The following is a 21,962-nucleotide window of genomic DNA, read 5'->3' as shown; positions in this document are numbered from 1 at the left end:
TGCACATGAGCATACAGGGCAGCGGAGAGCATCCGACATTCCCTGCGCAATGGCTTTACGGCTTATGACGCGCTCTCCCCGGTGAGACGGCCTCTATTGCCACCGTCACCCCTCGGAAGCGTTAGCTTCTTCAGAGCTTGACGCCGTTACGGGCGCCAGGACCACACGCTTTCGCCGTACGCCTCAGCCGCGACCGTCAATCGCAACGTCAGCGTCCACCGCAACCCGCCCCTCGTCGTGACGATGGCCAACGCCCCTTGTGTCCCGGGCGGTTGTTCCTGAGCAGCTCGTAGGATGGGTGGAGCGATAGCGATACCCATCAATTCCGGTTTGCGCTTGTGCGATGGGTTTCGCTTCGCTCTACCCATCCCACGCACTACGCTTACTGCGCTAACAGCCGCACGAAATCGATCACGCTGTACGCGGCCTCGCCAGAAAACGCGCGATGGCACGGCCGAGGTCGGCGCTGTCGAGGGGCTGCTCGAGCGAAGCCTTGGCCGCCGCGACCAACGGTTCGGGAGCGTTGTTCTGACCGGCTTTTTCGCAACAGAAATGCGCAAAGGCCGTGGTGAATTCGGGATGCGGCTGCACCGATAGCGTTACGCCGTTCGCATAGAGAAGGCCCGCGTGCGGCGTGAGCTGCGAATGGAATATGGTTGTTGCCCCCGTGGGTGGCGTGATGACCTGGTCCTGATGTGAGGCGGGAATTGCGATTCTATCGCCCTCGATCACGCCGTTGCCGGGCACGACGTCATAGACGTGACGCCCGATGCCCCAGCCCTTTTCCGATTTGCGCACCGTTCCGCCGAGCGCCTGCGCGATCAATTGATGGCCGAAGCAGATTCCGGCCATTGGAATTCTCGCCTCATATGCCGCGCGTACAAAGCGCTCGAGCGGTGCGATCCAGTCGAGATCGTCGTAGACGCCGGCTGGCGATCCCGTGAGCAGAATGGCTTCGAGGCCGGCGGGATCGGGCAACGCTTCGCCGTCAGCAAGCCGGACCGTCGCAAAGCTCGCCGAGGCATCCGCCTCGCCAAGCAGCCGTTCGAACATCTGGGGGAAGGAGCCGTGCCGCGCGCGATTGGCAGGCGAAATGACGCCGGTTTCGATGATCGTGATTTTCGGCATGAATGTTTTCCAGGGCACCAAAGCATAAAGGCACCACAACATGAAAGAGCCTCAGCTCCTTGGGGAAAGAGCTGAGGCCCGACGCGGCTTCTTGGGGTTCGCGGCCAGGATTTTGTCAGGGGGGCGATGTCCGGCAGCTTTTGAAAATGATGCCGAGATTTCGGGGTTTCCGCAACAGACATCGTGGAACGAACCCGCTTCTTTGGGGGTAGTCCGAATTGGCTTTCCCATCACATGCTTCAGCGCTTGACCAGGCAAAGATAAGGTTAATGCTTGGGGTGGGTTGCCACCGGATCCGCGCAACGCGCGGCCCGGTGATAAACTCCGCGTAACCCACCGCTGTTCGTATTCGCGTCGGCGGTGGGTTACGGCTTACGCCTTCTCTTTGCGAGCTATGGCGGACAAGTCACCTGACCCACCCCACGCAGCGACGCAGCCGCCGTCAGCCGACGACGACTTCGCTGATCTGCATGACCGGGGCGATGTCGGTATAGTTCTTGATGTCGCCCATGATCTCCTTGGCGTGAGGCCCGAAGCCGGCCTGGAACGACTCCACCGAGTCGGCGAAGATGTGACACATCCCGACATAGGTCGCGGGCGCACCGGGTGCGCCGCCGCCGATGCCCTTGTCCACCGTGTAGGATTTGCAGGCATCGCCCATGCGCGCCTTGACGAGCGGCATGTGTTTGTCGCGGTAATAATCGTGATCGAAGCGCGCCCCCGGCGTGTTCGGATACATAACGCTTACCTTGATCATGGCGTGCTCCTCGTTTGATATTCGCCGGTTGATTTCCGGCACGGAGCCAAACTGTGCGTCAGTTTTGCCGATCCCGCAACTCCGAAACACCGGGTTGCAGTTGCATTGGCCGCAAACTACCCCGGCGACACAAATTTGGAGTATTGTGCGAGCAGGTGGAGGAACAGCGATGCAATTGCGGGTTTTTGGGCGCACGGGAATGCAGCTCTCGGTGCTGGGCTTTGGGTGCGGCGCCGTCGGCGGCGTGATGGTGCGCGGCGATCCGGCCGATCAGGAGCGCGCCGTCGCGCGGGCGCTCGATGTCGGCGTGAATTATTTCGACACCGCGGTGCTGTACGGCGACGGCCAGTCGGAAAGGAACCTTGGCCGTGTCTTGCACAAGCTGAAGCCGGCCAACGCGATCGTCGGCACCAAGGTTCGAATAGCGCCCGATGCGTTCGGTCGCATTGCCGACGCCATTACCACGTCGCTCGAAGGCAGTCTGGCGCGACTGGGTCTTGAGCACGTCGACATCTTTCACCTGCACAATCCGATTACCGTTTCAGGCGGCGGATCGGCGCTGAGCGCGCGGCAGGTGCTGGACGAGGTGGTGCCGGCGTTCGAGCGGCTGCGTCAGCAGGGCAAGATTCGATATTTGGGGATTTCGGCGGTCGGCGACACCGCGGCGCTGCATCAGGTGGTCGATGCCGGCGTCTTCGACAGCGCGCAAATCGTCTACAACATGCTCAATCCATCCGCCGCCGAAGAACTGCCGAAAAATTATCCGGCGCAGGATTATGCGCGGCTGTTCGATCACACGCGCGCTGCCGGCGTTGGCGTCGTCGGCATCCGCGTGCTGGCCGGCGGCGCCCTCTCGGGCTCGGCCGCGCGTCACCCGATTGCAAGCCCGGCGCCCGAGCCGATCGGCTCAAGCATGAGCTATGACGCCGATATCGAGCGCGCCCGCCGTCTGATGCCGCTGGTGGAGGAGGGGTCTGCTTCCAGCCTGACCGAAGCTGCGACGCGGTTTGCGCTGTCGCATCCGGCGATGGGCACTATCCTGGTCGGCATGGCGACGCCGCAGGAGTTCGAGGGCGCATTCGCCGCGGTTGAGAAGGGGCCATTGCCGCAGGCGGCGCTCGAACGGCTGGCGACATTGCGGCAGGCGTTCTCCGGCGAGGCGCGGTGAATGGCGACGCGTAGGATGGGTAGAGCGCAAGCGAAACCCATCGCCTTTGTGCGTGGGTGCGATGGTGGGTTTCGCTTCGCTCTACCCACCCTACGCCACGCCGCTTGCTCACCGGCCCGGGCTGGAAATCAGCGGCGGTGCGGTTGAGCCGGCGGCAAGCGAACGTTGCACCATGACGGTGTCGGCCCAGCGGCCGTAGCGATAGGCGACGCCCGGCAGCAGGCCGGCGCGGGCAAAGCCGTACCTTTCGTGCAGCGCAAGCGACGCCGTATTGTCGGAATCGATATAGCCGATCATCTGCCGGAACCCGGCTGCGGCGCAGACGTCGATCAGCTCCTGCAACAACAGCCGTCCGACGCCGCGTCCCTGATGCTCGCGATGCACATAGATCGAATGCTTGACCGCGTAGCGATAGGCCGGCCGCTTGCGAAACAGCACGACGTAAGCGTAGCCAACCACCTCGCCGCCGCAAACAGCCACCAGGTGCGGCAGGCGCTGGCTGCGGAGGTTCTTGCGCCGGTCGCGCAGATCCTCGGGCTCCGGGGTGCCGCTGTCGTCGACGCTTTCCTCGACGCCGCGGCGGATATGATGCCGATAGATCGCCAGCATCGCCTCGACATCGCCGTCGCGCGAGGGTCGGACCAGCACCGGCGGCTGGTCGGTCACGGCCGGGTCTGTTGTTTCGACGGGCCGGTTCATTCGCAGACCACATAAGTATGCAGCCGGATGCGGCCGGACGGATCGACTTCCTTGTAGACGCCCTGAATCTCGACGTCGAAGCCGGGGAAGGTGTTGAAGCAGGTTTCGAACATTTTGAGGTAGTCGATCATCGGCTGCGCCCGTTCGGTCAATCGTTCGCCCGGCACGATGGTGGCGATGCCGGGGGGATAGACCACGAACGGCGTCGTGGCAATGCGGCCGGCGATGGCGTCGATCGGCAGGTAGTCGACGTCGTTGCGCACCAGATAGCGCGCGGCGTCGCGCGGCGACATTGCGATGTCGGGCAGATGCTCTGCGAGGAATTGCTTCGCCTGCAGCGCGCTGACGCCGGCTTCGCGGAAGAAGCCGTGCATGCCGGCGCAGAGATCGCGCAGGCGGACGCCGGCATAGCGCTTCGGCCGGCGCTGATGGAATTCCGGAATCACCTCTTCCAGCAGCGCGTTGTCGTCGTGCAGTTTCTTGAAGGCGACGAGGCCCGAGATCAAGGTGCCGGCCTTGCTGGCCTCGACGCCGGGGGTAAGCAGGAACAGCAGCGAATTGAGGTCGTTCTTTTCCGGCACGATGCGGTTCTCGCGCAAATATTGCGCGACGACGGGGGCGGGAATGCCGTGCTCGGCATAGCGGCCGGTGGCGTGGTCGAAGCCGGGTGTCAGAACCGTCAGCTTGTTTGGGTCGGTCATGGCAAAGCCCGCGGTCAGATCGGGAAAACCGTGCCAGCGGGCGTCCGGCGAAAGCTGCCAATAAACGGGGTCGGTGACCAGCATGTCGGTGGAGATGGTCTCCCAGGCCACATTGTGCACGGCGCCCGCGCGGGAGACGTCCGGGATTGCGACGCGGTCGGGCACGAACGGCTCGAAGAACCAGCGGCGTTCGGGCCGCGCCTCCTTTTCCTCGAATTCGCGGCGGACCGCGCGCATCTTCTTGCGCAGTTCGATGCCGAGCCGGATCGTGTCGTCCCACAGCACCTCGCCGGAGCGGCCCTTCATCATCTGCGCGCCGACATCGAGCGAGGCGAAGATCGGATAGAACGGCGAGGTCGAGGCGTGCTGCATAAAACTCTCGTTGAAGCGCCGATGCTCGATGCGGCGCTTCTGCCCGGTGATGTGGCGGTCCTTGATGTGGATCTGCGAGGCCTGCGAGAAACTCGCCAGCTGTTTGTGGGTCGACTGGGTCGCGATAATGCCCGGCGCGTCGGGACCGAGACCGGACAGCCCCATTGCGAAACGGCCGGCATAGAGCGGATGAAATTTCATGAAGCCGGCCCAGGCCTCGTCGAACAGGATGTAGTCGCAGAGGTGGCCGATGGCTTTGAGGATCATCTCGGCGCTGTGGATGGTGCCGTCGTAGGTGCACTGCTCGACCACGGCGACGCGGAACGGGCGCGGCTTGCGCCAGGCTTCCGGATCCTTGACCAGCGGATGGCTGCGGATGCGTTCGCGAAGCGCGGTTTCATCGATCGCGTCCCAGCGCATCGGGCCGATCAGGCCCCAGGCGTTGCGGACGGTGGGGATGTAGACCGGGATGCCGCCGGCCATCATCAGCGCGCCGTGATGCGCGGCCTTGTGGTTGTTGCGGTCGAACAGCACGAGATCGCCGTCGGTGACGAGCGCGCCCAGCACCACCTTGTTGGAGGTCGAGGTGCCGTTGAGCACGAAATAGGTCTTTTCGGCGCCGAAGATTTGCGCCGCTTCCTTTTGCGCCTTCAGCGCCGGGCCCTCATGAGTGAGGAGATCGCCGAGGTCGAGCACGGAATTGTCGAGGTCGTCACGAAAGACAGCTTCGCCGAGATGTTCGACGAACACCCGGCCGATCGGGCTGCGGCTGTAAAACACGCCGCCATTGTGGCCCGGGCAGGTCCATAGCTGGTTGCCCTCTTCGGCATAGTCGACCAGCGCGCCGAAGAACGGCGTCTTCAGGGTTTCGGCATATTGCTTCAGCCGGCTGATCAGGTTCTTGGCGATGAAGGGCGGCGTTTCCTCGGACAGGAAGACATAGCCGTCGATGAAATCCAGCACCTCGACCGGCAGGTCCTCGAACCGCTTGCGGCGGATCAGGAGGATGATCGGAAAATCGAGGCCGCGCCGGCGCATCAGATTGATCAGGGCCATGGTCTTGCCCTCGAGGCCCTTTTTACCCCAGTCGACCACCATGCAGCCGATCGCGGCATCGGTCTGAACCGCGATTTCCGCATCCTCCAGCCTGCGCGCCCGGACCACTTCGAAGCCGGAGCGCTCGATCTCGGTGATGATCTGATTGAAACGGAGGCCTTCGAGATCGTCGGTATCAAAGACGGGCGCGGCGAACAGAAAGGTGAAGCGTCGGAAATAGTCCATCGGGGTCCTCGAGTGTGTGTCCAGCAAGCTGTTGGCGCATTCGATGACATCTGGATGACGGATGGGTTCCGGCCGGCCTCCCAAAACTCTGCCGCTCGATCGAGGGGCTGCCCTTCAGCCCCGGTATCGCAACGCCTCCACCAGCACCGTAAACGCCGGCGACTGCTGGCGGCGGCTCGGGTAATAGAGGTGATAGCCCGGAAACGGCGCGCACCAGTCGTCGAGCACGCGGACCAGCCGCCCGTCGGCAAGGTGCGGCTTCACCTGGTCTTCGGGCAGATAGGCGAGGCCGTGCCCCGCCATGACCGCGTTCATGCGCAGCGCGATGTTGTTGAACACCAAGGGACCATCGACTCGCACCCTCAGTTCACGGCCGCGTTTCTCGAATTCCCAGGCGTAGATTCCGCCATAGGTCGGCAGGCGGATGTTGATGCAGTCGTGCGCAGTGAGATCCTGCGGTTTCTTCGGCACCGGCTTGCGTTCGAAATAAGCGGGTGCGCCGACCACCGCCATGCAGAAGTCCGGTCCGATCCGTACCGCGATCATGTCCTTGGCAACCTGCTCGCCGAGACGGACGCCGGCATCGTATCGCTCGGCGACGATATCGGTGAGGCCGTAGTCGATGATCAGTTCGACCTTGATGTCGGGATAATTCGGCAGCAGCGTCGTGAGCGCCGGCCAAAGAATGGCCTGCGCGGCATGTTCGCCGGCCGTGATCCGGATGGTGCCGGCGGGTTTTTCCCGCAATTCGGTCAACGCCGATAGTTCCGAGTCGATCTGCTCAAATTTTGGTCCGACGGTTCGGATCAGCCGCTCGCCGGCTTCGGTCGGCGCCACGCTGCGCGTGGTGCGGGTGAGCAAGCGCAAGCCGAGCCGTTCCTCCAGGCCACGAATGGTGTGACTGAGCGCCGATTGCGAAACCCCGAGCTGTGCTGCCGCCCGCGTAAAACTGCGTTCTCGCGCAACCGTGAGGAACGCCATGAGATCGTGCGTGTTTTTCCCGAGCATTATTGAGCCAGACTCATAAGTGTATGCGGATTAATAGGCCTAATCGAAACTCGCCGCACTCCCTAAATGCCCGAAGGCACGAGCTCGTTACCTGCCCGGGCGGGCGGCGCGCAACCCACGATCATGATCGGCGTTAGCAACCATGGATCATGGTCGGCGTTGGTGGGCGGGACGCAATCGAACGAAGCGGCAAAAGGATTTATGGCATGCGAAGCCCCGGTGATTTCAGATTCTCTCGGCGCGACCTGTTGATCGTCGGCGCCGCGTCTCTCACGGCGCCGGCCCTCGGGGTCACGACGTCGACCTTTGTGGCCAAGGCCGATGTCGCCCTGAAGCCTGCGGTTCCCGGAGCGCCCGTGATGTCCAAAGTTTCCTTCAACGTGAACGGCCAGGTGCGCGAGCTCGAGGTCGACACGCGGACCACGCTTCTCGATGCGTTGCGCGAGAATCTGCATTTCACCGGCACCAAGAAGGGCTGCGATCACGGCCAGTGCGGCGCGTGCACGGTGATCGTCGGCGGGCGCAGGATCAATTCATGCCTGACGCTGGCTGTGATGCACGAGGGCGAGAGCGTCACCACCATCGAGGGATTGGGTACGCCTGACAACATGCATCCGATGCAGGCGGCGTTCGTCAAGCATGACGGCTATCAATGCGGCTATTGCACGCCCGGGCAGATCTGCTCGGCGATCGCGGTGCTCGACGAGATCAAGGCCGGCATTCCCAGCCATGTCAGCGCCGACCTGACGGCGGCGCCGCAATTTTCGGCCCTCGAGCTGCGCGAGCGGATGAGCGGCAATATCTGCCGTTGCGCGGCCTATTCCAACATCGTCGATGCGGTCACTGAAGTTGCCGGGAGCAAGGCATGAAATCCTTTACCTATCAACGCGTCACCTCGCCCATCGCGGCCGCCGCCGCTGCCGTGCACACTCCCCACGCCAAGTTCATCGCCGGCGGCACCAATCTGCTCGATCTGATGAAGCTCGAAATCGAGACGCCGTCGCATCTGATCGACGTCAACCGCCTTGGGCTCGACAAGGTCGAGCCGACGCCGGACGGCGGCCTGCGCATCGGCGCGGTGGTGCGCAACACCGATCTTGCCGCCGACGAGCGGGTACGGCGCGATTACGGCGTGCTCTCGCGCGCGCTGCTCGCCGGCGCCTCGGGCCAGTTGCGTAACAGGGCAACGACCGCGGGCAATCTGCTGCAGCGGACGCGCTGTCCTTATTTCTACGACACCAACCAGCCCTGCAACAAACGCCAGCCCGGCAGCGGCTGTTCGGCGATCGGCGGGTTCAGCCGTCAGCACGCCGTGATCGGCGCCAGCGATTTCTGCATCGCGACGCACCCGAGCGACATGGCGGTTGCGATGCGCGCGCTCGACGCCACCGTGGAAACGGTGCGTCCTGACGGCGCCGTGCGAACCATCCCGATCGCGGACTTCCACCGGCTGCCCGGCGATACGCCGCAAATCGAAACCGCACTGGCGCCGGGTGAGCTGATCACCGCCGTGACGTTGCCGAAACCGGTCGGCGGCAAGCAGATCTATCGCAAGGTGCGCGACCGCGCGTCCTATGCGTTCGCGCTGGTTTCGGTCGCCGCCATCGTGCAGCGCGACGGCTCGGGGCACGTCGCGCTCGGCGGCGTCGCGCACAAGCCATGGCGCGTCGAGGCGGCGGAAGCCGCGCTGCCGCGCGGGGCGCGGGCCACCGTCGCGCAATTGCTCGGCGACGCCAAGCCGACCCGTGAGAACGCATTCAAGCTGACGCTGGCCGAGCGCACGCTCGCCGCGGTGCTGACAGAGGCGAGAGGCTGAGCCATGAAATTCGATTCCCCGGCCACATCAAATCCGATCGACCAGCTCAAGGTGATCGGCCAACCCGTCAGCCGTATCGACGGTCCACGCAAGACCACGGGAACCGCGACCTACGCCTATGAATGGCACGACGCGGCACCGAACCCGGCCTATGGCTACATCGTCGGTTCTGCGATCGCCAAGGGCCGCATCAAGTCGATTGATCTGACCGCGGCCAAGGCCGCGTCGGGTGTGCTCGCCATCGTCACGGCTGAGAATGCCGGCAAGCTCGAGAAGGGAAGTCTCAATACCGCTAAATTGCTGGGCGGGCCTGAGATTCAGCACTATCACCAGGCCATCGCGGTGGTGATTGCGGAAACGTTTGAGCAGGCGCGCGCGGCCGCGCAACTGGTCCGCGTCGATTATATCAGCGACAAGGGTGCGTTCGACCTCTCGAAATTGATGGAATCAGCCAAGCCTGAGAAAATCACGGGCGGTCCCGCCGACACCGCGGTCGGCAATTTCGCCCCGGCCTTCGCCGCGGCGCCGGTCCAGCTCGACGCCACCTACACCACGCCAGACGAAGCGCATGCGATGATGGAGCCGCATGCCTCGATGGCCGCCTGGGACGGCGACAGGCTGACGCTCTGGACTTCGAACCAGATGATCGCCTGGAACGTGGCTGACATCGCCAAGACGCTGAACATCCCGAAAGAAAAGGTTCGCCTGATTTCGCCGTATATCGGCGGTGGCTTCGGCGGCAAGCTGTTTCCGCGCGCTGACGCGCTGCTCGCTGCGCTTGGTGCACGCGCGGCCGGCCGGCCGGTCAAGGTGGCGCTGCAGCGTCCCCTGATGTTCAACAACACCACGCACCGTCCCGCGACGATCCAGCGCATCCGAATTGGCGCGACCAGGGAGGGCAAGATCACGGCGATCGGTCACGAGAGCTGGTCCGGCGATCTGCCCGGCGGCAAGGCCGACGGCGCAGTGAGCCAGACACGGCTGCTCTATGCCGGCGCCGATCGCATGACCACGACGCGGCTGGCGGTACTCGATCTGCCGGAAGGCAATGCGATGCGCGCGCCGGGCGAGGCCACGGGCATGATGGCGCTGGAGATCGCCATGGACGAGATGGCGGAGAAGCTCGGGCTCGATCCGGTCGAACTGCGCATTCTCAACGACACGCAGGTTGATCCGGAAAAGCCGGAGCGGCCGTTCTCGCAGCGCCGGCTCATCGAATGCCTGCGCACCGGCGCCGAGCGCTTCGGCTGGAGCAAGCGCAGCGCGCAACCGGGCAGGGTGCGCGACGGCCGCTGGCTGGTTGGCACCGGTGTCGCCGCGGCGTTCCGCAACAACTTGCTGACGAAATCGGCGGCGCGGGTCCGGCTCGACAACAGCGGCGTCGTCACGGTCGAGACCGACATGACCGATATCGGCACCGGCAGCTATACGATCATCGCGCAGACCGCCGCCGAGATGATGGGCGTTCCGATCGAGAAGGTGGCGGTGCATCTCGGCGATTCGAGCTTCCCGGTGTCGGCCGGGTCGGGCGGGCAATGGGGCGGCAACAATTCGACGGCCGGCGTCTATGCGGCCTGCATCAAGTTGCGCGAGGCCGTGGCGCAAAAGCTCGGCTTCAATTCCGCCGAAGCAGTATTTGCCGACGGCCAGGTCAAATCGGGCAATCGCAGCGTGCCGCTGGCGCAGGCCGCCGGTGGCGGCGCGCTCGCGGCCGAGGACGGCATCGAATATGATGGCGAGCTCGCCAAGAAGCATCAGCAATCGACCTTCGGCGCGCACTTCGTCGAGGTCGGCGTCGATACAGCGACTGCCGAGATTCGCGTGCGGCGCATGCTGGCGGTGTGCGCCGCCGGCCGCATCCTCAATCCGAAGACGGCGCGCAGCCAGGTAATCGGCGCGATGTCGATGGGAGTTGGTGCCGCGTTGATGGAAGAACTCGTGGTCGACAAGCGCCATGGCTTCTTTGTCAATCATGATCTCGCCGGCTATGAAGTGCCTGTTCATGCCGACATCCCGCACCAGGACGTGATTTTCCTCGACGAGACCGATCCGATGTCGTCGCCGATGAAGGCCAAGGGCATCGCCGAACTCGGCATTTGCGGCGTCGCCGCCGCCGTCGCCAACGCGATCTACAACGCGTCAGGCGTGCGGGTGCGTGACTATCCGATCACGCTCGACAAGCTGTTGCCGCGGCTGCCGGAAGTGGGATGAGCGTCAATCCCGCTCACAGCCTGCGATGATCACGCGCAGACATGTGCTTGCAGCCAGCAGTGGCGGCCTCGCCGTGCTGGCAGCGGGTGCTGCCGCCGCAACGACGGCAGCCACACCACGAAAGACCAGAACCATGGACATCAAACGAAGCGGCTCGCAGCCGTCCGGCAAGGGACCTCCAGATTATTTCACCGGTACCGTCCGCGTCGATCCGCTGTTCAAAGCGACCGAGCCGGCGCGCGCGGTTGGCGCCAGCGTCACCTTCGAGCCCGGCGCGCGCACCGCATGGCACACCCATCCGCTCGGACAGACCCTGATCGTCACGTCAGGTTTTGGCCTGGTGCAGCATTGGGGCGGGCGGATCGAGGAGATCCGGCCCGGCGACGTGGTCTGGTTTCCGCCCGGCGAGAAGCACTGGCACGGCGCGGGGCCCACGACAGCGATGACGCATCTGGCTATCCAGGAAGCGCTCGACGGCAAGACCGTCGACTGGATGGAAAAGGTCAGCGACGAACAGTACGCGCGATGATCTGCAGCTCCGACCGAGTTTTACCCGTGCGCCCTGTCCGTGGAACCGCGTGGAGTTCCCGCGGCCGCAACCTCTCCACCGTGCTGCCTTGCTTTGGTCAAACCGGAATGAGGTAAGGGGAACGACGTGTGGGGAATTCTGGGGGCTGGAAGTCGTCGATCTCACGCAAATCCGCCGGTCGCTCTTGGGGAAATCTTGGGCAGGGTCTTAGGCAAAGTCTTAAGACAGGCACTTGGGGCGCAGGCGACATTGGATCGAGTACGGAGCGCCGATGCAATCGATGCAGAAACCGAAGCCAACCGACGATCCGCACGATATCCTTGTGGTCGCACCCGATGCCATCAGGGTCGCAGCCGATGCCGTCAGGGTCGTACCCGATCCCGTCAAGGCGGCGCCCGCGGAGGAAGAGTTTTCCAGCCTGGCGCCGGATGCCGTGCGCGCGCCTTCGGGTCCGCAGCCTCACATCGAACCGGTCTTCCCGGCCGGAGTAGCAGTGCCGCCGGTCGACGCCACGTTTCGCGCAACCGCCGTCGATGAAATCACGTTTCGCGCCGCCGCCGTCGAAGATGCGCTGATCAAGAGCCGCCGCCGGCCGAGGTCGTCGATGGCGAGGCGCGCGATGCGTGCCGTCACGGCGTTGCTGCTGGCGGGCTGTATCGGCGGCGCCGCCATGGCCTGGCATTACCATGCCGAGGCGGCTCAACGGATAATCGCGGAATGGACGCCGCTGTTCGCACAAAAATCGTCGCAGGCGCCGGAAAAAACCGGGCTCACCGCGCAGCCGGTTCTGGCTGCCGCTGATGTCGATGCGTCGAATACTTCACCGGCTCAACCGGCGCCCCAGGCGCCAGCCGCAGCGCAAGCTGCTGCTGCGCCGGCTGCAGCGGAGGTTGCTGCGACAGCAGCGCCGGCCGCTGCAGCCCCGCCGGCCGCCGCCGCGCCTGATCAGTCGCAATCGCTCGACACGATGGCGCGCGATCTGGCCAGCGCAAGCCGGGAGATCGAACAGCTCAAGGCCAGCATCGAGCAGCTCAAGGCCAGCCAGCAGCAGCTCGTGGCGATGGTTGCGGAGAAATCTGCCGCGCAAAACGCGCCTTCCAAAAAACCGTCGCGGCCAGTCGCCGCGGTAGCGCCGGCGCGGACGCAGGCTCCGCCACCCGTGCCGCCACGGCCGGTCCGGCAGCAAGCCATGCCGTCGGCCGCCGCCGCGCCGTTGTCAGCGACTTCGGCACCTTACGTGCCGCGACAGCTTGAGGCGCAATCGCCAACCACCGCTGAAACGCTGAGCGATCCGGAGTTGGCGTCGGTGCCGCGGCCGCCGATGCCGCTGCGTTAGGACGGCTTCCGCAGCCTAAGCTCTGAGGTCTCGAAAGGCGTCGTCCAGCCGATCAAGCGCCTCGTTGAGAATCGGACGTGGCGTGGCAAAGTTGAAGCGCAGCCAGGTTTCACCGCCGGGCCCAAACTGCTCGCCGGGGCTGGCAAAAATGCGTGCCCGGTCCTTGACCCGCGCGGCCACGTCCGCAGCCGCCAATCCGGTTCCGGAGAAATCGACCCAGGCGAGATAGGTTGCATCGAGCCGCATCGAACGTGCGCCCGGCGCGGCATTTTCTATTCGTGCGGTGAGCGTATCGCGATTGCCGGCAAGATAGGGCAGCAGCGCATCGAGCCAGGCCTCGCCGGTTCGCCAGGCCGCCTCGGTCGCGATCATGCCGAAGGCGTTGTAGGAGGCGAGCCCGCTGGCCGCGATCCGCGCGTCGATCCGCTGCTTCAAAACCGGGTTCGACGTGACGCAGGCGCCGACATGGGCGCCGGCTAAATTGAAAGTCTTGGTCGCGGCGAGGCAGGTGATCAGGCGATCGGCGATCTCGGGTGCGGCTGACAGCGTCGGCGTGTGTTTGACGCCGCCCAGCAGCAGGTCGCAATGGATCTCGTCGGAAACCAGAATCAGATTGCGTTCGGCGCAGAAGGCGGCGAGGGCGCGGATTTCCTCTGATGACCAGACGGTGCCGCCCGGGTTATGCGGGCTGCAGAAGAAGACGATTTTGGTTTTCGGCGTGAGTTGTTTTCCCAGCGCATCGAGGTCCATCTCGTAACGGCCCTGGCGCTGCACCAGCTGCGCGTCGAGGATGCGTCGCTCATTGGCGAGAATGATCTTGCGGAAGGCATGATAGGCCGGTGGAAACACCACGACCTCATCACCCACTTCGGTGACGGCCTGCAGGATCAGACCGAGGCCCGAGACGACACCGGGCGTCGGGCTGACCCAGGCCGGGTCGATCGCGAGATCATGCCGGCGCGCCATCCATTCGGCGAGCGCTGCCGCCCAGCTGCCGGTGTCGGCATAATAGCCATGGACGCCGCGGGTAACGAGTGTGGACAGTGCTTCCGTGACGCCGGGAGGCGCCGCAAAATCCATGTCGGCGACCCACATCGGAATTCCGTCCGCTGCCGTGATCCCCGAATTCTTGGCCATCATGTCCCATTTCGACGCGTGCGTGCCGCGGCGATTAATAACGCGATCGAAATCAAACATCGGGACAGTGGCTCCTGCGTTGGTAGCTCTTGCGGCGCCTGATGCGCCTGGTTGGGTGGTGGGATGTGCTATGCCAGCAACACCGCATCTGCGCCGTTGACGGCGTCGGCGCTGTCGATGACGGTCTTCTCCAGCGAGGTGGCCTGCACCGAAATGTTTTCGGCAAAGAACCTCGCCAGCGTGACGTAGCGCTGCGGATCGCCGGCCTCGCCATTGCTCTTGGCGGCGAGCGCCTCGCCGGCCAGCATGCAGCCGCCGAGCGTCGAGCCGAACAGCCGCAAGTAGGGCGTCGCCCCCGCGAGCGCGTCGTTCGGCGCGGAGGCAACCTTCTCCAGCAACCATTTGCTGGAGCGTTCGAGCGAGCCGAGCGCGTCGCGCAATTTTGCCCCCGTGGTGCCGAAGGCCGGATCGTTCGATAGCTCGACCTGCTTGACGATGCCGGAGAGCTCGTCGATCAGGGCCCAGGCCGACGCGCCGCCATTGGCCGCGAGTTTGCGCGTCACGAGGTCGATCGACTGGATGCCGTTGGTGCCCTCATAGATCGAGGTGATGCGGGCGTCGCGATAATGCTGGGCCGCGCCGGTTTCCTCGATGAAGCCCATGCCGCCGTGAACCTGCACGCCGAGATAAGCCACCTCATTGCCGATATCGGTGGAGAAGGCTTTTGCAATCGGCGTCAGCAGCGCGCCGCGGGCAGCGGCATCGCTGCGCACCTTGGCATCCTTGGCGCGCACGGAGACATCGAGTGCGACCGCGGTGGCGTAGCAGATGGTGCGGGCGGCCGCCGTCATGCTGCGCATCTGCAGCAGCATGCGCTTGACGTCCGGGTGCACGATGATCGTGTCCATCCCGTCGCCCTTGGAGCCGACGGCGCGGCCCTGGCGGCGCTCCTGCGCATAGGCCAGCGCCTGCTGATAGGCGCGGTCGGCGATGCCGACGCCCTCGAGGCCGACGCCGAGGCGGGCCTGGTTCATCATCGTGAACATGCAGAGCATGCCGCGGTTTTCTTCGCCGATCAAATAGCCGATCGCGCCGCCCTTGTCGCCCATCGTCATGGTGCAGGTTGGCGAAGCATGCATGCCGAGCTTGTGCTCGACGCCGCTCGGATAGATGTCGTTCTGCGCGCCGAGCGAGCCGTCGGCATTGACGAGGAATTTTGGAATCAGAAAGAGCGAGATGCCCTTGGTGCCCGCGGGCGCATCGGGCAAACGGGCCAGCACGAAATGAACGATGTTATCGGTCATGTCGTGGTCGCCATAGGTGATGAAGATCTTCGTGCCCTTGATGCGATAGCTGCCGTCCGGGGCGCGCTCGGCGCGGGTGCGCAGCGCGCCGACGTCGGAGCCCGCTTGGGGTTCGGTCAGCTGCATGGTGCCGGTCCATTCACCCGACACCAGTTTTTCCAGGTAGATCTTTTTCAGCTCCTCGCTGCCATGGGCGTCGAGCGCCTCGATCGCCGACAGCGTCAGCAATGGGCAGAGGCCGAACGCGATGTTCGACGCGCTCCAGATTTCGGTGCAGGCGGCGTTGATCGCGAGCGGCAGGCCCTGGCCGCCGAACGCTTCCGGGCCCGACACCGCGTTCCATCCCGCCGCCGTCCAGCGCTGATAGGCGTCGGGCCAGCCGGGCGCGGTGGTCACCTTGTTGTCGGCGAGCTTGATGCCGTGTTCGTCGCCCACGGTGTTCAACGGCGCCAGCACGTCGGAAGCGAATTTGCCGGCTTCCTCCAGCACGGCCGCGGTAATATCGCCGTCGAAGTCGCCGTAATGGCCGGCCTCTACGGCGGCCTTGAGGCCGGCGCCATGGTTGAGGGCAAGCAGGATGTCGTTGATCGGCGCGCGGTAGGTCATGTTACTCGCCTCAGTCGGGAAAGCGGGGGGCCGTCTTCCCACGAAACCGGCCTTCTCTCAACTCTCCGATAGGCGGGAGGGCCGGTCTGGCGAGGCGGGCGGTTTGAGGCCATCGCGAGCCCCCGGGGCGTCCACATCAGACGAACCGTCAGGCCCATTATAAAGGGTCGTGTTTCCGGAGCCGATTTAGGCCCGAATTCGAAGCCTATCCTTTTGTTTGAGCGTGATCTTTCCGGAAAACGGGTGCCCACCCGGCATCCCGTGCGGGGGATGCCCTTTCGGATCATGCTCTAGCCGGTTGAAATGGCTCACCTCTCCCTATAGACCCACGTTGCCGGAGGGAGTCCGCAGCAGGTTTCCTGCCGTGTTCCCTGCCTGTTGGGGCGTAGCCAAGCGGTAAGGCAGCGGATTTTGATTCCGCCATTCGGAGGTTCGATCCCTCCCGCCCCAGCCAGCCAGTCCTGCGTTCGGTGACAGTTTGCAACCTGCGCCTCACAGGCCCGGAAATCCGGGCTTTTCGCGCGTTCGACTTAGTCTCCAGGCTCCCGGTTTCTCAATCTCCGGAGCGAAATAGCGGAAAGTCTCCGGCCGTTTCCCGAAAAACTCCGACTATCGGCGGAGACTGGTTCGATCACGACTGTCGCCCGACCATGGCACTCTGTCTGGGTCTGTTCTCCCGCCCTGACCGCGCAGAAAATGGGAATCTGCGCCCGGGACTGCGGAACGGAGACATGCGCAGAAGTATGTTAGAGCCGAATGTTCGCGACTACCAGGGCGCAAAAAACGTGATCAATACCGCCATCGGGCAGACGCTTGCCGCCGCGGCCGCTTCTGAGTTTTGGTGGCTTAACAATGGCGTGACCATTCTCGCAACTAAATGTTCTGTTGTTGGCAACACCGTCGTCATTGAAAAACCGGAAGTGGTGAATGGGCTTCAAACCTCTTATGAAATCTTCGAGTTTTTTAAGGCCCATCCGGATAAGACAGATACGCGGAATGTGCTGGTCCGCGTAATCGTCCCCCCAGATGAGCAGGTCCGCAGCAAAATTATTCGCGCAACAAACTCTCAAACGGCCATCAATGAGGTCCAGTTAAGAGCAACTGACCCAATTCATTTTGACATAGAAGAAAAATTCAGGCTTTACGGACTCTTTTACGAGCGCAGAAAAGGTGAGTATCGAGAACTCAAGAAACCCGTGGACCAGATAATCAGTATCCAACTACTGGCTCGTGCAGTCATTGCGTTGCTGTTGCAGCAACCGAATAACGCCTATGCGACTCCTGGCCGGGTTCTAAAAAGCGACTACGAACAAGTTTTCGATGAGAACCACAGCCGCGATATGTTTGTCGCCTGCATGACATTGCATCGACAGGTCGATAAATATCTCTCCGGGCGAGATGACCTGAAGAGCGTTAGATCAATCATCAAATATTATGTATCGATGACCGTGGCTTGCATGCTTTTGAAGAAGGCAGATGCCCCGACTGACAAGGAATTAGCCTCGCTTCTGCCTGCAGCCACAAAGACTATCGACGGGATGATTCTAGAGGAGTGCACGGATATTGTTTTTGCCGCATACCAAAAGCATGGAGGCACGGAAACTGCAGCCAAGGGACCGGAGATGCGCGCGACAATCTTGAAGGAATTAAAGGCAGACCTTGCTCCTAAGGGAGGGTTGGTGTGAGGTTCGCGGTCATTAGATGACGCCGCCGGCGGCGTCGACAATGGCGGGAAATCTGTCGGTCCAATCGTGGCCGTTCTTCGTGAAGCAGCGCACCCGCAGGCCGTCCACTGCGGACCTGCAGCCTGATCCCGTCCATTTTGATTTCATGGCACCAGCCGGGCCCGGACGGCGGCCTGTCGGCCTTCGTCGGGCGGCAAAATTCTATGAACCCCGACGGGCGCCGGGTGGCTTCTTTTCGAGTACGCGTTACCATGATGACGGTTAGGTAGGCCGCGATCCCACTGAGGCGAGTGGATTTTGGAAAAAAATTCGGTTCCCATATGCCCAAGTTCATAGCCTACGCCGTCGACCTTAGCGGGGTGGCGCTAGGGCGCTACGATCTCGCCGCAACCAACGTGGAAGCGGCTGAGCGGGAAGCCCGGCAGTGAAGACCATCCTACCATCGAAATTTGGTCTCACGACCATCGGCGGGTCGCGCGGCTCGTGAGGAAGTAGCGGCAATAACATGAAAGAGGCCGACAACTGAAGCGGCCAACAAAATACCCCGCTCGAACCGCGAGCGGGGCTTAAGTCGCCATGACGAGTTTCCAAAGCGCCACGACAGCCCACGGCTAACAGCCGTATATGACAGTTTAATTAAGCGGTCGCGCGTCGCGAGTCACCCAACCGAGGCGGTCTTATCTCGGAACAATCCTGTCTATAGGAGCTTGGCAATCTGGAGGTTGCCATGCCCCGCTACTTTTTCGACGTTGAGGACGGCCATCGGCTTTTTGACGCATCTGGCTTTGTTTGCGACGACGATACCGATGCAATCATCCGGGCGACGGTGCTCGCCATAGGCGTTTCGCTCGACAAGCCCGAAGATGATCCTGAGCGCCGCATCGCTATTATTAACGATGCGGGGCGCGAGATTGGCACCGTGCCAGTATATTCCAAGCCCTCATACGAAAACCCGGCCAGATAGTGGGCCCGAGTTCGCCCTTTGCATCTAGGGGCGGGCTCCGTCTCAATTTTGCTTGTGCCCAAAGAAACGGCCCCAGCACTGGGGAGAGCTGAGGCCGCCATGCTGACATCCGGTAGTCTCCAATGAATTCACCCCGGTAATTTCGTTTCAAATCCGGCCACGCCTTATGGCCCCTTCGCCTTTTGGGCAGCCAGCGCCTGCGCCAGCCTGCTCTCGAATTCGGCCCGCCTTTCGTCAAGCGGGCCATAGAAGATGTTATCCCTGACGAACAACCCTCGATTTATGTCCGGTTCCAGTTTATCGATATTGCAGTCTTTGAACATGCACTCGGTAAACGCCAGTTGCTCTGTTCCGTGGTCGATGAGGAGCGTGCAATTTACAAATTCGCAAGCATCAAACCGCGTAAAAATTATCTTGCCTCGAAAATCGAAATGCTCAGCACGAAAGTTTTGGCGGTAGATGACACGCTCTTCGGCTGGTCCGTCGGATGTCACTTCTTCGCCTGCGCTCCGCTGTTCGGCACAATCGCAAAACCTCTCTCAATGGCGGCTTTAAACACTGACTTGAGCCCGGGCTCCGCCATGACCTCGTCGGCTGCGCTGAAGGGTGTAATTTCCTGCCAGCGCGATCGTGGCCTTGCGTCTGGAAGTGCGGTCTCCGACATGGCGTAGGCAAGACGCAGTTCTTGGCCATCCGGCATTAGCTCGATGTATTTTCGAAGTCGGTTCACTTCTTCGCCTTCAGCCCTAGTGTTTCTTTTGGTAGCGATGCAGTCTGTTCACTCTGGCATCCCATCTAGTTCAACGAGATAAGCGAACAAAATCTCGTCGGACGCTTTCGCTTCTTTGGCGGCTTCCCGATACGTTGCCACCTCGCCTTCGTTAGCAATACGGCTGGTAAGCGTTGAAGCGGGCAAACAGAGGGGAACGCCGTTCGAAGTGAGCTCGGTAAGGTCGGACCGAAGCCACGCCTCTTTGCAAAGCTCGGCGGCTTCACGAGCATGACCCGCCGCGAACGTTAGCGTCGGTTTGCCATCCACCTCAATGGTGTAAATGAGCGGCGGCTTCGGCATTATTTCCCCTTCGCCTTCAGCCCGCCGGCAGGAAGAAGGATCCTGCCATCGCTGTCTTTCATTGTCAGGTTATTAGGGCTCTTCAGCTTCAGCGCGATCTCCGCAAGGCGGCGGATGGCCGTGGCCCTCGTGGGCAGATCCGATTGTTTGCGGCGCCATTCGTCGACTGCCGCAAGCATTTCATCTTGGCATCGGACGCCAATGGTCGTCCCGGTGCCCGTCGTGACTGGTCGTCCTCTTTTCTTTTTTGCGCTAGCGCTAATTGACTTTCCCATGATTTAACGCTAGCACAAAAAGCAAGCCGAGGGGAAGCTGAAGACTTCCGCCCCGGCTCTAACCCAGGCCATCAAGGAGAGAGATGTCGCTTAATGGCATCGATCGTATGGTGATCGAGATCGGGGCGAAGGCTGGTCTATTGCATGAGGCCTGCGCCCGCGTTTAAGCTTCCAGCGGCCCTCACGCGGGCCACTGCAAGATGCTCTTGACTTAGCCCCGCCGGGTGAAGGCGGGGCTTTTTCTTGGCGTTAGGAACGATCCTGCGCCGCAGGAATCGACTCTGCGCTCCCGGTAGATCCCTCAGCCCCCGACCGGGAGAAAACCCCCACTGGGTTGGCGGCCTTGGTGCAGCGTTGCGTAATGGTGCTGGGGCCGTTTGTCGGAACGACCCATCTTTAACCCAGCCCCCTAGTTTAAGTTTTCGTATACCAAGACTTGGGCTAAACGCACTCAAACGGGAGCGTTAACAATGCTTAATGCCATTTTGATCGCTGGCAGCGTCGTGGCCGCTATAGCGATCTTGTTCGTGTGTTTGTTTGTCCGCTTCGGGCAAAATTGGAATGGCAACTTAGGTGGCGGCTCAGCCAAGCGGAAACGCTAGGGGGCCGCCGGTTCAACGCCGGCGGGCGCCATTGCGACCTAGTGCAGCGGTTCGAATTGTGCGATCTTCCGCGGGCCGTCCCACAGCTCTACAGCATGGCTGTCAACAAGCAGCTTGGCGCGCTCTTTCGCGGCCTCGTCGTTGTCGCACAAGAGGTCAACGCGAAAGGTAACGTGGCCGTCCGGTTTGATCAGGTACGCTCTGTAAGCGTGCATGGAAGTCCGCCCTCTGTTCGTTTTGCAGCCACGCTAGCCCTGTTCAGATCGGCCGCAACGAAACTCGCGTGTTAAGCTTGATGTTCGCCGCAGAGGTTAATTCTGGAACACCGTGGAGTTCTGGCTGCAGGCAGAACGGGATCAGAGAGAGAGCAGAAACGACTGACCCACACTGCGGCGAACGTGACGACCATCAGAGAACGTGCCCGCGTGCTGCGCGAAGATCTCGAGGCCAAGGCCGAATAGCAACAAGCCAGCCGGTTGACGCCCGCAGGCTTTGCGATTGTTTAACCATCTACGATGATCATGAATGCAACCGCGGAACAGACCCTCAAAGCCCCCGCGAGAGTTGCGTAAGGAAATCCGCCGGGGGCAGTTACCGCGGGTTTTTCTTTGCCCGTTCAAACGGACCCTTATACGAGGCTGACAACGGCGAGGACTAATTCGGGGCCGAAATCGCTTGATGCCAGCGCGATCAAGGTTCCGGCACAGACGGCGAAAATGGCGGTCATTGTGAGAGCAATCATTTCGAAAATCCCCTGTTGTCAGTGGCGATGAGATTCCTCCGGCTTCGTTTCCGGACGACTGCGTGGGGGAGGGCAATCGGTTTCGTTCACCGAGACGTTATCTCCCTAGGAATTGTCGAAATGAGAGCATCATCGCCGGGTGAATTCGGTCTGCAAGAACTCTTGCACGGAAGCGGGCACTTCATCGAACTCGGCAACGCGTCGACGTAGCTCGTCGGCGACCTCCACGGTCACGTCGCGGGACCAACCCTCGGCGGTATTGAGGGCGACGATACGCGCCGGACAGCGATACTGACCGTCTATCAGGTCGCGGATAAGCGTTTCGTGGTTGGTAGCCTCTTCGGCGGTCTCGCGCCATGCGCGGCCAAGGCGTCCGCCAAAGTCGTCCAACACCAGGTAGATATCCTGGCCGGCTTCCGGCACCATCGAGGGCGACCGACGCATACACAGCTCCGCACGGGCGGGCTCCAGCCCTGGGAGTCAAAGATGACGGCGCAAAGAGCTGGAGCCGCGGTGACAGTACATAGACGCCACCCGATTCCTACGCTGTCAGGACCTATATCGTTCCT

20 protein-coding genes and 1 tRNA gene are annotated in these 21,962 nt (G+C 62.5%); 10 read left to right on the top strand and 11 right to left on the bottom strand.

From position 1 onward, the window contains the following. Positions 1–411 precede the first annotated feature (411 nt). Complete coding sequence (locus JQ558_RS35320; RefSeq protein ID WP_212296579.1) at positions 412–1,128, bottom strand: type 1 glutamine amidotransferase; 717 nt, start codon at positions 1,126–1,128, stop codon at positions 412–414. A 442-nt stretch (positions 1,129–1,570) separates the two neighbouring features. Further along, a complete protein-coding gene (locus JQ558_RS35315) occupies positions 1,571–1,885 on the bottom strand; it encodes an EthD family reductase (protein WP_212276692.1) in 315 nt (104 codons plus the stop codon). A gap of 169 nt (positions 1,886–2,054) precedes the next feature. Here JQ558_RS35315 and JQ558_RS35310 point away from each other — a divergent pair, with 169 nt between their 5' ends. Next, positions 2,055–3,053 (top strand): aldo/keto reductase, encoded by a 999-nt coding sequence (locus tag JQ558_RS35310; protein WP_212296578.1) that lies wholly within the window; start codon positions 2,055–2,057, stop codon positions 3,051–3,053. Between the two features lie 108 nt (positions 3,054–3,161). On the opposite strand, the gene JQ558_RS35305 is transcribed toward JQ558_RS35310, so the two are convergent. The 3 genes from JQ558_RS35305 to JQ558_RS35295 form a co-directional block, all read right to left on the bottom strand. Continuing rightward, the gene (locus JQ558_RS35305; RefSeq protein WP_212296577.1) at positions 3,162–3,752 is read right to left on the bottom strand and encodes a GNAT family N-acetyltransferase; all 591 of its coding nucleotides are present in this window, start codon (positions 3,750–3,752) and stop codon (positions 3,162–3,164) included. Further along, positions 3,749–6,106 (bottom strand): Orn/Lys/Arg decarboxylase N-terminal domain-containing protein, encoded by a 2,358-nt coding sequence (locus tag JQ558_RS35300; protein WP_212296576.1) that lies wholly within the window; start codon positions 6,104–6,106, stop codon positions 3,749–3,751. Before JQ558_RS35300 ends, JQ558_RS35305 begins: the two co-directional genes overlap by 4 nt. A 114-nt stretch (positions 6,107–6,220) precedes the next feature. After that, the gene (locus tag JQ558_RS35295) at positions 6,221–7,114 is read right to left on the bottom strand and encodes a LysR family transcriptional regulator (protein ID WP_212296575.1); all 894 of its coding nucleotides are present in this window, start codon (positions 7,112–7,114) and stop codon (positions 6,221–6,223) included. Between the two features lie 206 nt (positions 7,115–7,320). Here JQ558_RS35295 and paoA point away from each other — a divergent pair, with 206 nt between their 5' ends. From paoA to JQ558_RS35270, 5 genes are all read left to right on the top strand, one after another. Beyond that, complete coding sequence (gene paoA, locus JQ558_RS35290) at positions 7,321–7,983, top strand: aldehyde dehydrogenase iron-sulfur subunit PaoA (RefSeq protein ID WP_212296574.1); 663 nt, start codon at positions 7,321–7,323, stop codon at positions 7,981–7,983. Next, complete coding sequence (locus JQ558_RS35285) at positions 7,980–8,930, top strand: xanthine dehydrogenase family protein subunit M (protein WP_212296573.1); 951 nt, start codon at positions 7,980–7,982, stop codon at positions 8,928–8,930. The genes paoA and JQ558_RS35285 overlap by 4 nt, the downstream gene beginning before the upstream one ends. Before the next feature lie 3 nt (positions 8,931–8,933). Continuing rightward, a complete protein-coding gene (paoC, locus tag JQ558_RS35280) occupies positions 8,934–11,141 on the top strand; it encodes an aldehyde oxidoreductase molybdenum-binding subunit PaoC (RefSeq protein WP_212296572.1) in 2,208 nt (735 codons plus the stop codon). Positions 11,142–11,274: 133 nt separating this feature from the next. After that, positions 11,275–11,670 carry a cupin domain-containing protein gene (locus JQ558_RS35275; RefSeq protein ID WP_212276729.1) on the top strand — a complete coding sequence of 132 codons (396 nt, stop codon included), beginning with the start codon at positions 11,275–11,277 and terminating at the stop codon, positions 11,668–11,670. Between the two features lie 271 nt (positions 11,671–11,941). Next, positions 11,942–13,006 carry a hypothetical protein gene (locus JQ558_RS35270; protein WP_212296571.1) on the top strand — a complete coding sequence of 355 codons (1,065 nt, stop codon included), beginning with the start codon at positions 11,942–11,944 and terminating at the stop codon, positions 13,004–13,006. A 15-nt stretch (positions 13,007–13,021) separates the two neighbouring features. On the opposite strand, the gene JQ558_RS35265 is transcribed toward JQ558_RS35270, so the two are convergent. Together JQ558_RS35265 and JQ558_RS35260 are read right to left on the bottom strand one after the other, a co-directional pair. Further along, on the bottom strand, positions 13,022–14,203 hold the full coding sequence (locus tag JQ558_RS35265) for a MalY/PatB family protein (protein ID WP_212296570.1): 1,182 nt from the start codon (positions 14,201–14,203) through the stop codon (positions 13,022–13,024). Between the two features lie 68 nt (positions 14,204–14,271). Continuing rightward, positions 14,272–16,053 (bottom strand): acyl-CoA dehydrogenase, encoded by a 1,782-nt coding sequence (locus tag JQ558_RS35260; RefSeq protein WP_212296569.1) that lies wholly within the window; start codon positions 16,051–16,053, stop codon positions 14,272–14,274. A 379-nt stretch (positions 16,054–16,432) separates the two neighbouring features. Between JQ558_RS35260 and JQ558_RS35255 the strand changes: the two genes are divergently transcribed. The 4 genes from JQ558_RS35255 (at position 16,433) to JQ558_RS35240 (ending at position 19,373) form a co-directional block, all read left to right on the top strand. Then, positions 16,433–16,507: transfer RNA gene (locus JQ558_RS35255), tRNA-Gln, on the top strand. A 277-nt stretch (positions 16,508–16,784) separates the two neighbouring features. Beyond that, positions 16,785–17,738, top strand: coding sequence for an AIPR family protein (locus JQ558_RS35250; RefSeq protein ID WP_212296568.1), 954 nt, complete (start codon positions 16,785–16,787; stop codon positions 17,736–17,738). 727 nt (positions 17,739–18,465) lie between these two features. Continuing rightward, positions 18,466–18,702 carry a DUF6894 family protein gene (locus JQ558_RS35245; protein WP_212276704.1) on the top strand — a complete coding sequence of 79 codons (237 nt, stop codon included), beginning with the start codon at positions 18,466–18,468 and terminating at the stop codon, positions 18,700–18,702. 182 nt (positions 18,703–18,884) lie between these two features. Further along, entirely contained in the window at positions 18,885–19,373 is a 489-nt protein-coding gene (locus JQ558_RS35240; RefSeq protein WP_212276705.1) for a hypothetical protein, read from the top strand. A 107-nt stretch (positions 19,374–19,480) separates the two neighbouring features. Here the strand turns inward: JQ558_RS35240 and JQ558_RS35235 are convergent, their stop codons facing one another. The 4 genes from JQ558_RS35235 to JQ558_RS35220 all read right to left on the bottom strand — a co-directional run bounded on the left by JQ558_RS35235 (position 19,481) and on the right by JQ558_RS35220 (position 21,837). Then, positions 19,481–19,774: a hypothetical protein gene (locus tag JQ558_RS35235; protein ID WP_212276706.1), complete on the bottom strand. Its 294-nt coding sequence runs from the start codon at positions 19,772–19,774 to the stop codon at positions 19,481–19,483. Then, positions 19,774–19,953, bottom strand: coding sequence for a hypothetical protein (locus JQ558_RS35230; RefSeq protein WP_212276707.1), 180 nt, complete (start codon positions 19,951–19,953; stop codon positions 19,774–19,776). Before JQ558_RS35230 ends, JQ558_RS35235 begins: the two co-directional genes overlap by 1 nt. Before the next feature lie 736 nt (positions 19,954–20,689). After that, on the bottom strand, positions 20,690–20,866 hold the full coding sequence (locus JQ558_RS35225) for a hypothetical protein (RefSeq protein ID WP_212276708.1): 177 nt from the start codon (positions 20,864–20,866) through the stop codon (positions 20,690–20,692). Between the two features lie 656 nt (positions 20,867–21,522). Next, the gene (locus JQ558_RS35220; RefSeq protein WP_212276709.1) at positions 21,523–21,837 is read right to left on the bottom strand and encodes a hypothetical protein; all 315 of its coding nucleotides are present in this window, start codon (positions 21,835–21,837) and stop codon (positions 21,523–21,525) included. Positions 21,838–21,962: the final 125 nt, after the last annotated feature.

The organism is Bradyrhizobium sp. AUGA SZCCT0160 (assembly GCF_018130105.1).
GTDB lineage: Bacteria > Pseudomonadota > Alphaproteobacteria > Rhizobiales > Xanthobacteraceae > Bradyrhizobium.
This window is presented reverse-complemented; position numbering and strand designations above follow the sequence as displayed.

What these genes read in the sequence shown, in the direction of transcription:
- JQ558_RS35265 (WP_212296570.1), bottom strand. Translation starts at nt 14,203, where the DNA reads ATGTTTGATTTCGATCGCGTTATTAATCGCCGCGGCACGCACGCGTCG.
- JQ558_RS35230 (WP_212276707.1), bottom strand. Translation starts at nt 19,953, where the DNA reads ATGCTTGCGGCAGTCGACGAATGGCGCCGCAAACAATCGGATCTGCCC.
- JQ558_RS35270 (WP_212296571.1), top strand. Translation starts at nt 11,942, where the DNA reads ATGCAATCGATGCAGAAACCGAAGCCAACCGACGATCCGCACGATATC.
- paoA (WP_212296574.1), top strand. Translation starts at nt 7,321, where the DNA reads ATGCGAAGCCCCGGTGATTTCAGATTCTCTCGGCGCGACCTGTTGATC.
- JQ558_RS35225 (WP_212276708.1), bottom strand. Translation starts at nt 20,866, where the DNA reads ATGCACGCTTACAGAGCGTACCTGATCAAACCGGACGGCCACGTTACC.
- JQ558_RS35275 (WP_212276729.1), top strand. Translation starts at nt 11,275, where the DNA reads ATGGACATCAAACGAAGCGGCTCGCAGCCGTCCGGCAAGGGACCTCCA.
- JQ558_RS35320 (WP_212296579.1), bottom strand. Translation starts at nt 1,128, where the DNA reads ATGCCGAAAATCACGATCATCGAAACCGGCGTCATTTCGCCTGCCAAT.
- JQ558_RS35300 (WP_212296576.1), bottom strand. Translation starts at nt 6,106, where the DNA reads ATGGACTATTTCCGACGCTTCACCTTTCTGTTCGCCGCGCCCGTCTTT.
- JQ558_RS35245 (WP_212276704.1), top strand. Translation starts at nt 18,466, where the DNA reads ATGCCCCGCTACTTTTTCGACGTTGAGGACGGCCATCGGCTTTTTGAC.
- JQ558_RS35260 (WP_212296569.1), bottom strand. Translation starts at nt 16,053, where the DNA reads ATGACCTACCGCGCGCCGATCAACGACATCCTGCTTGCCCTCAACCAT.
- JQ558_RS35235 (WP_212276706.1), bottom strand. Translation starts at nt 19,774, where the DNA reads ATGCCGAAGCCGCCGCTCATTTACACCATTGAGGTGGATGGCAAACCG.
- JQ558_RS35310 (WP_212296578.1), top strand. Translation starts at nt 2,055, where the DNA reads ATGCAATTGCGGGTTTTTGGGCGCACGGGAATGCAGCTCTCGGTGCTG.
- JQ558_RS35250 (WP_212296568.1), top strand. Translation starts at nt 16,785, where the DNA reads ATGCGCAGAAGTATGTTAGAGCCGAATGTTCGCGACTACCAGGGCGCA.
- JQ558_RS35305 (WP_212296577.1), bottom strand. Translation starts at nt 3,752, where the DNA reads ATGAACCGGCCCGTCGAAACAACAGACCCGGCCGTGACCGACCAGCCG.
- JQ558_RS35220 (WP_212276709.1), bottom strand. Translation starts at nt 21,837, where the DNA reads ATGCGTCGGTCGCCCTCGATGGTGCCGGAAGCCGGCCAGGATATCTAC.
- JQ558_RS35285 (WP_212296573.1), top strand. Translation starts at nt 7,980, where the DNA reads ATGAAATCCTTTACCTATCAACGCGTCACCTCGCCCATCGCGGCCGCC.
- JQ558_RS35315 (WP_212276692.1), bottom strand. Translation starts at nt 1,885, where the DNA reads ATGATCAAGGTAAGCGTTATGTATCCGAACACGCCGGGGGCGCGCTTC.
- JQ558_RS35295 (WP_212296575.1), bottom strand. Translation starts at nt 7,114, where the DNA reads ATGCTCGGGAAAAACACGCACGATCTCATGGCGTTCCTCACGGTTGCG.
- paoC (WP_212296572.1), top strand. Translation starts at nt 8,934, where the DNA reads ATGAAATTCGATTCCCCGGCCACATCAAATCCGATCGACCAGCTCAAG.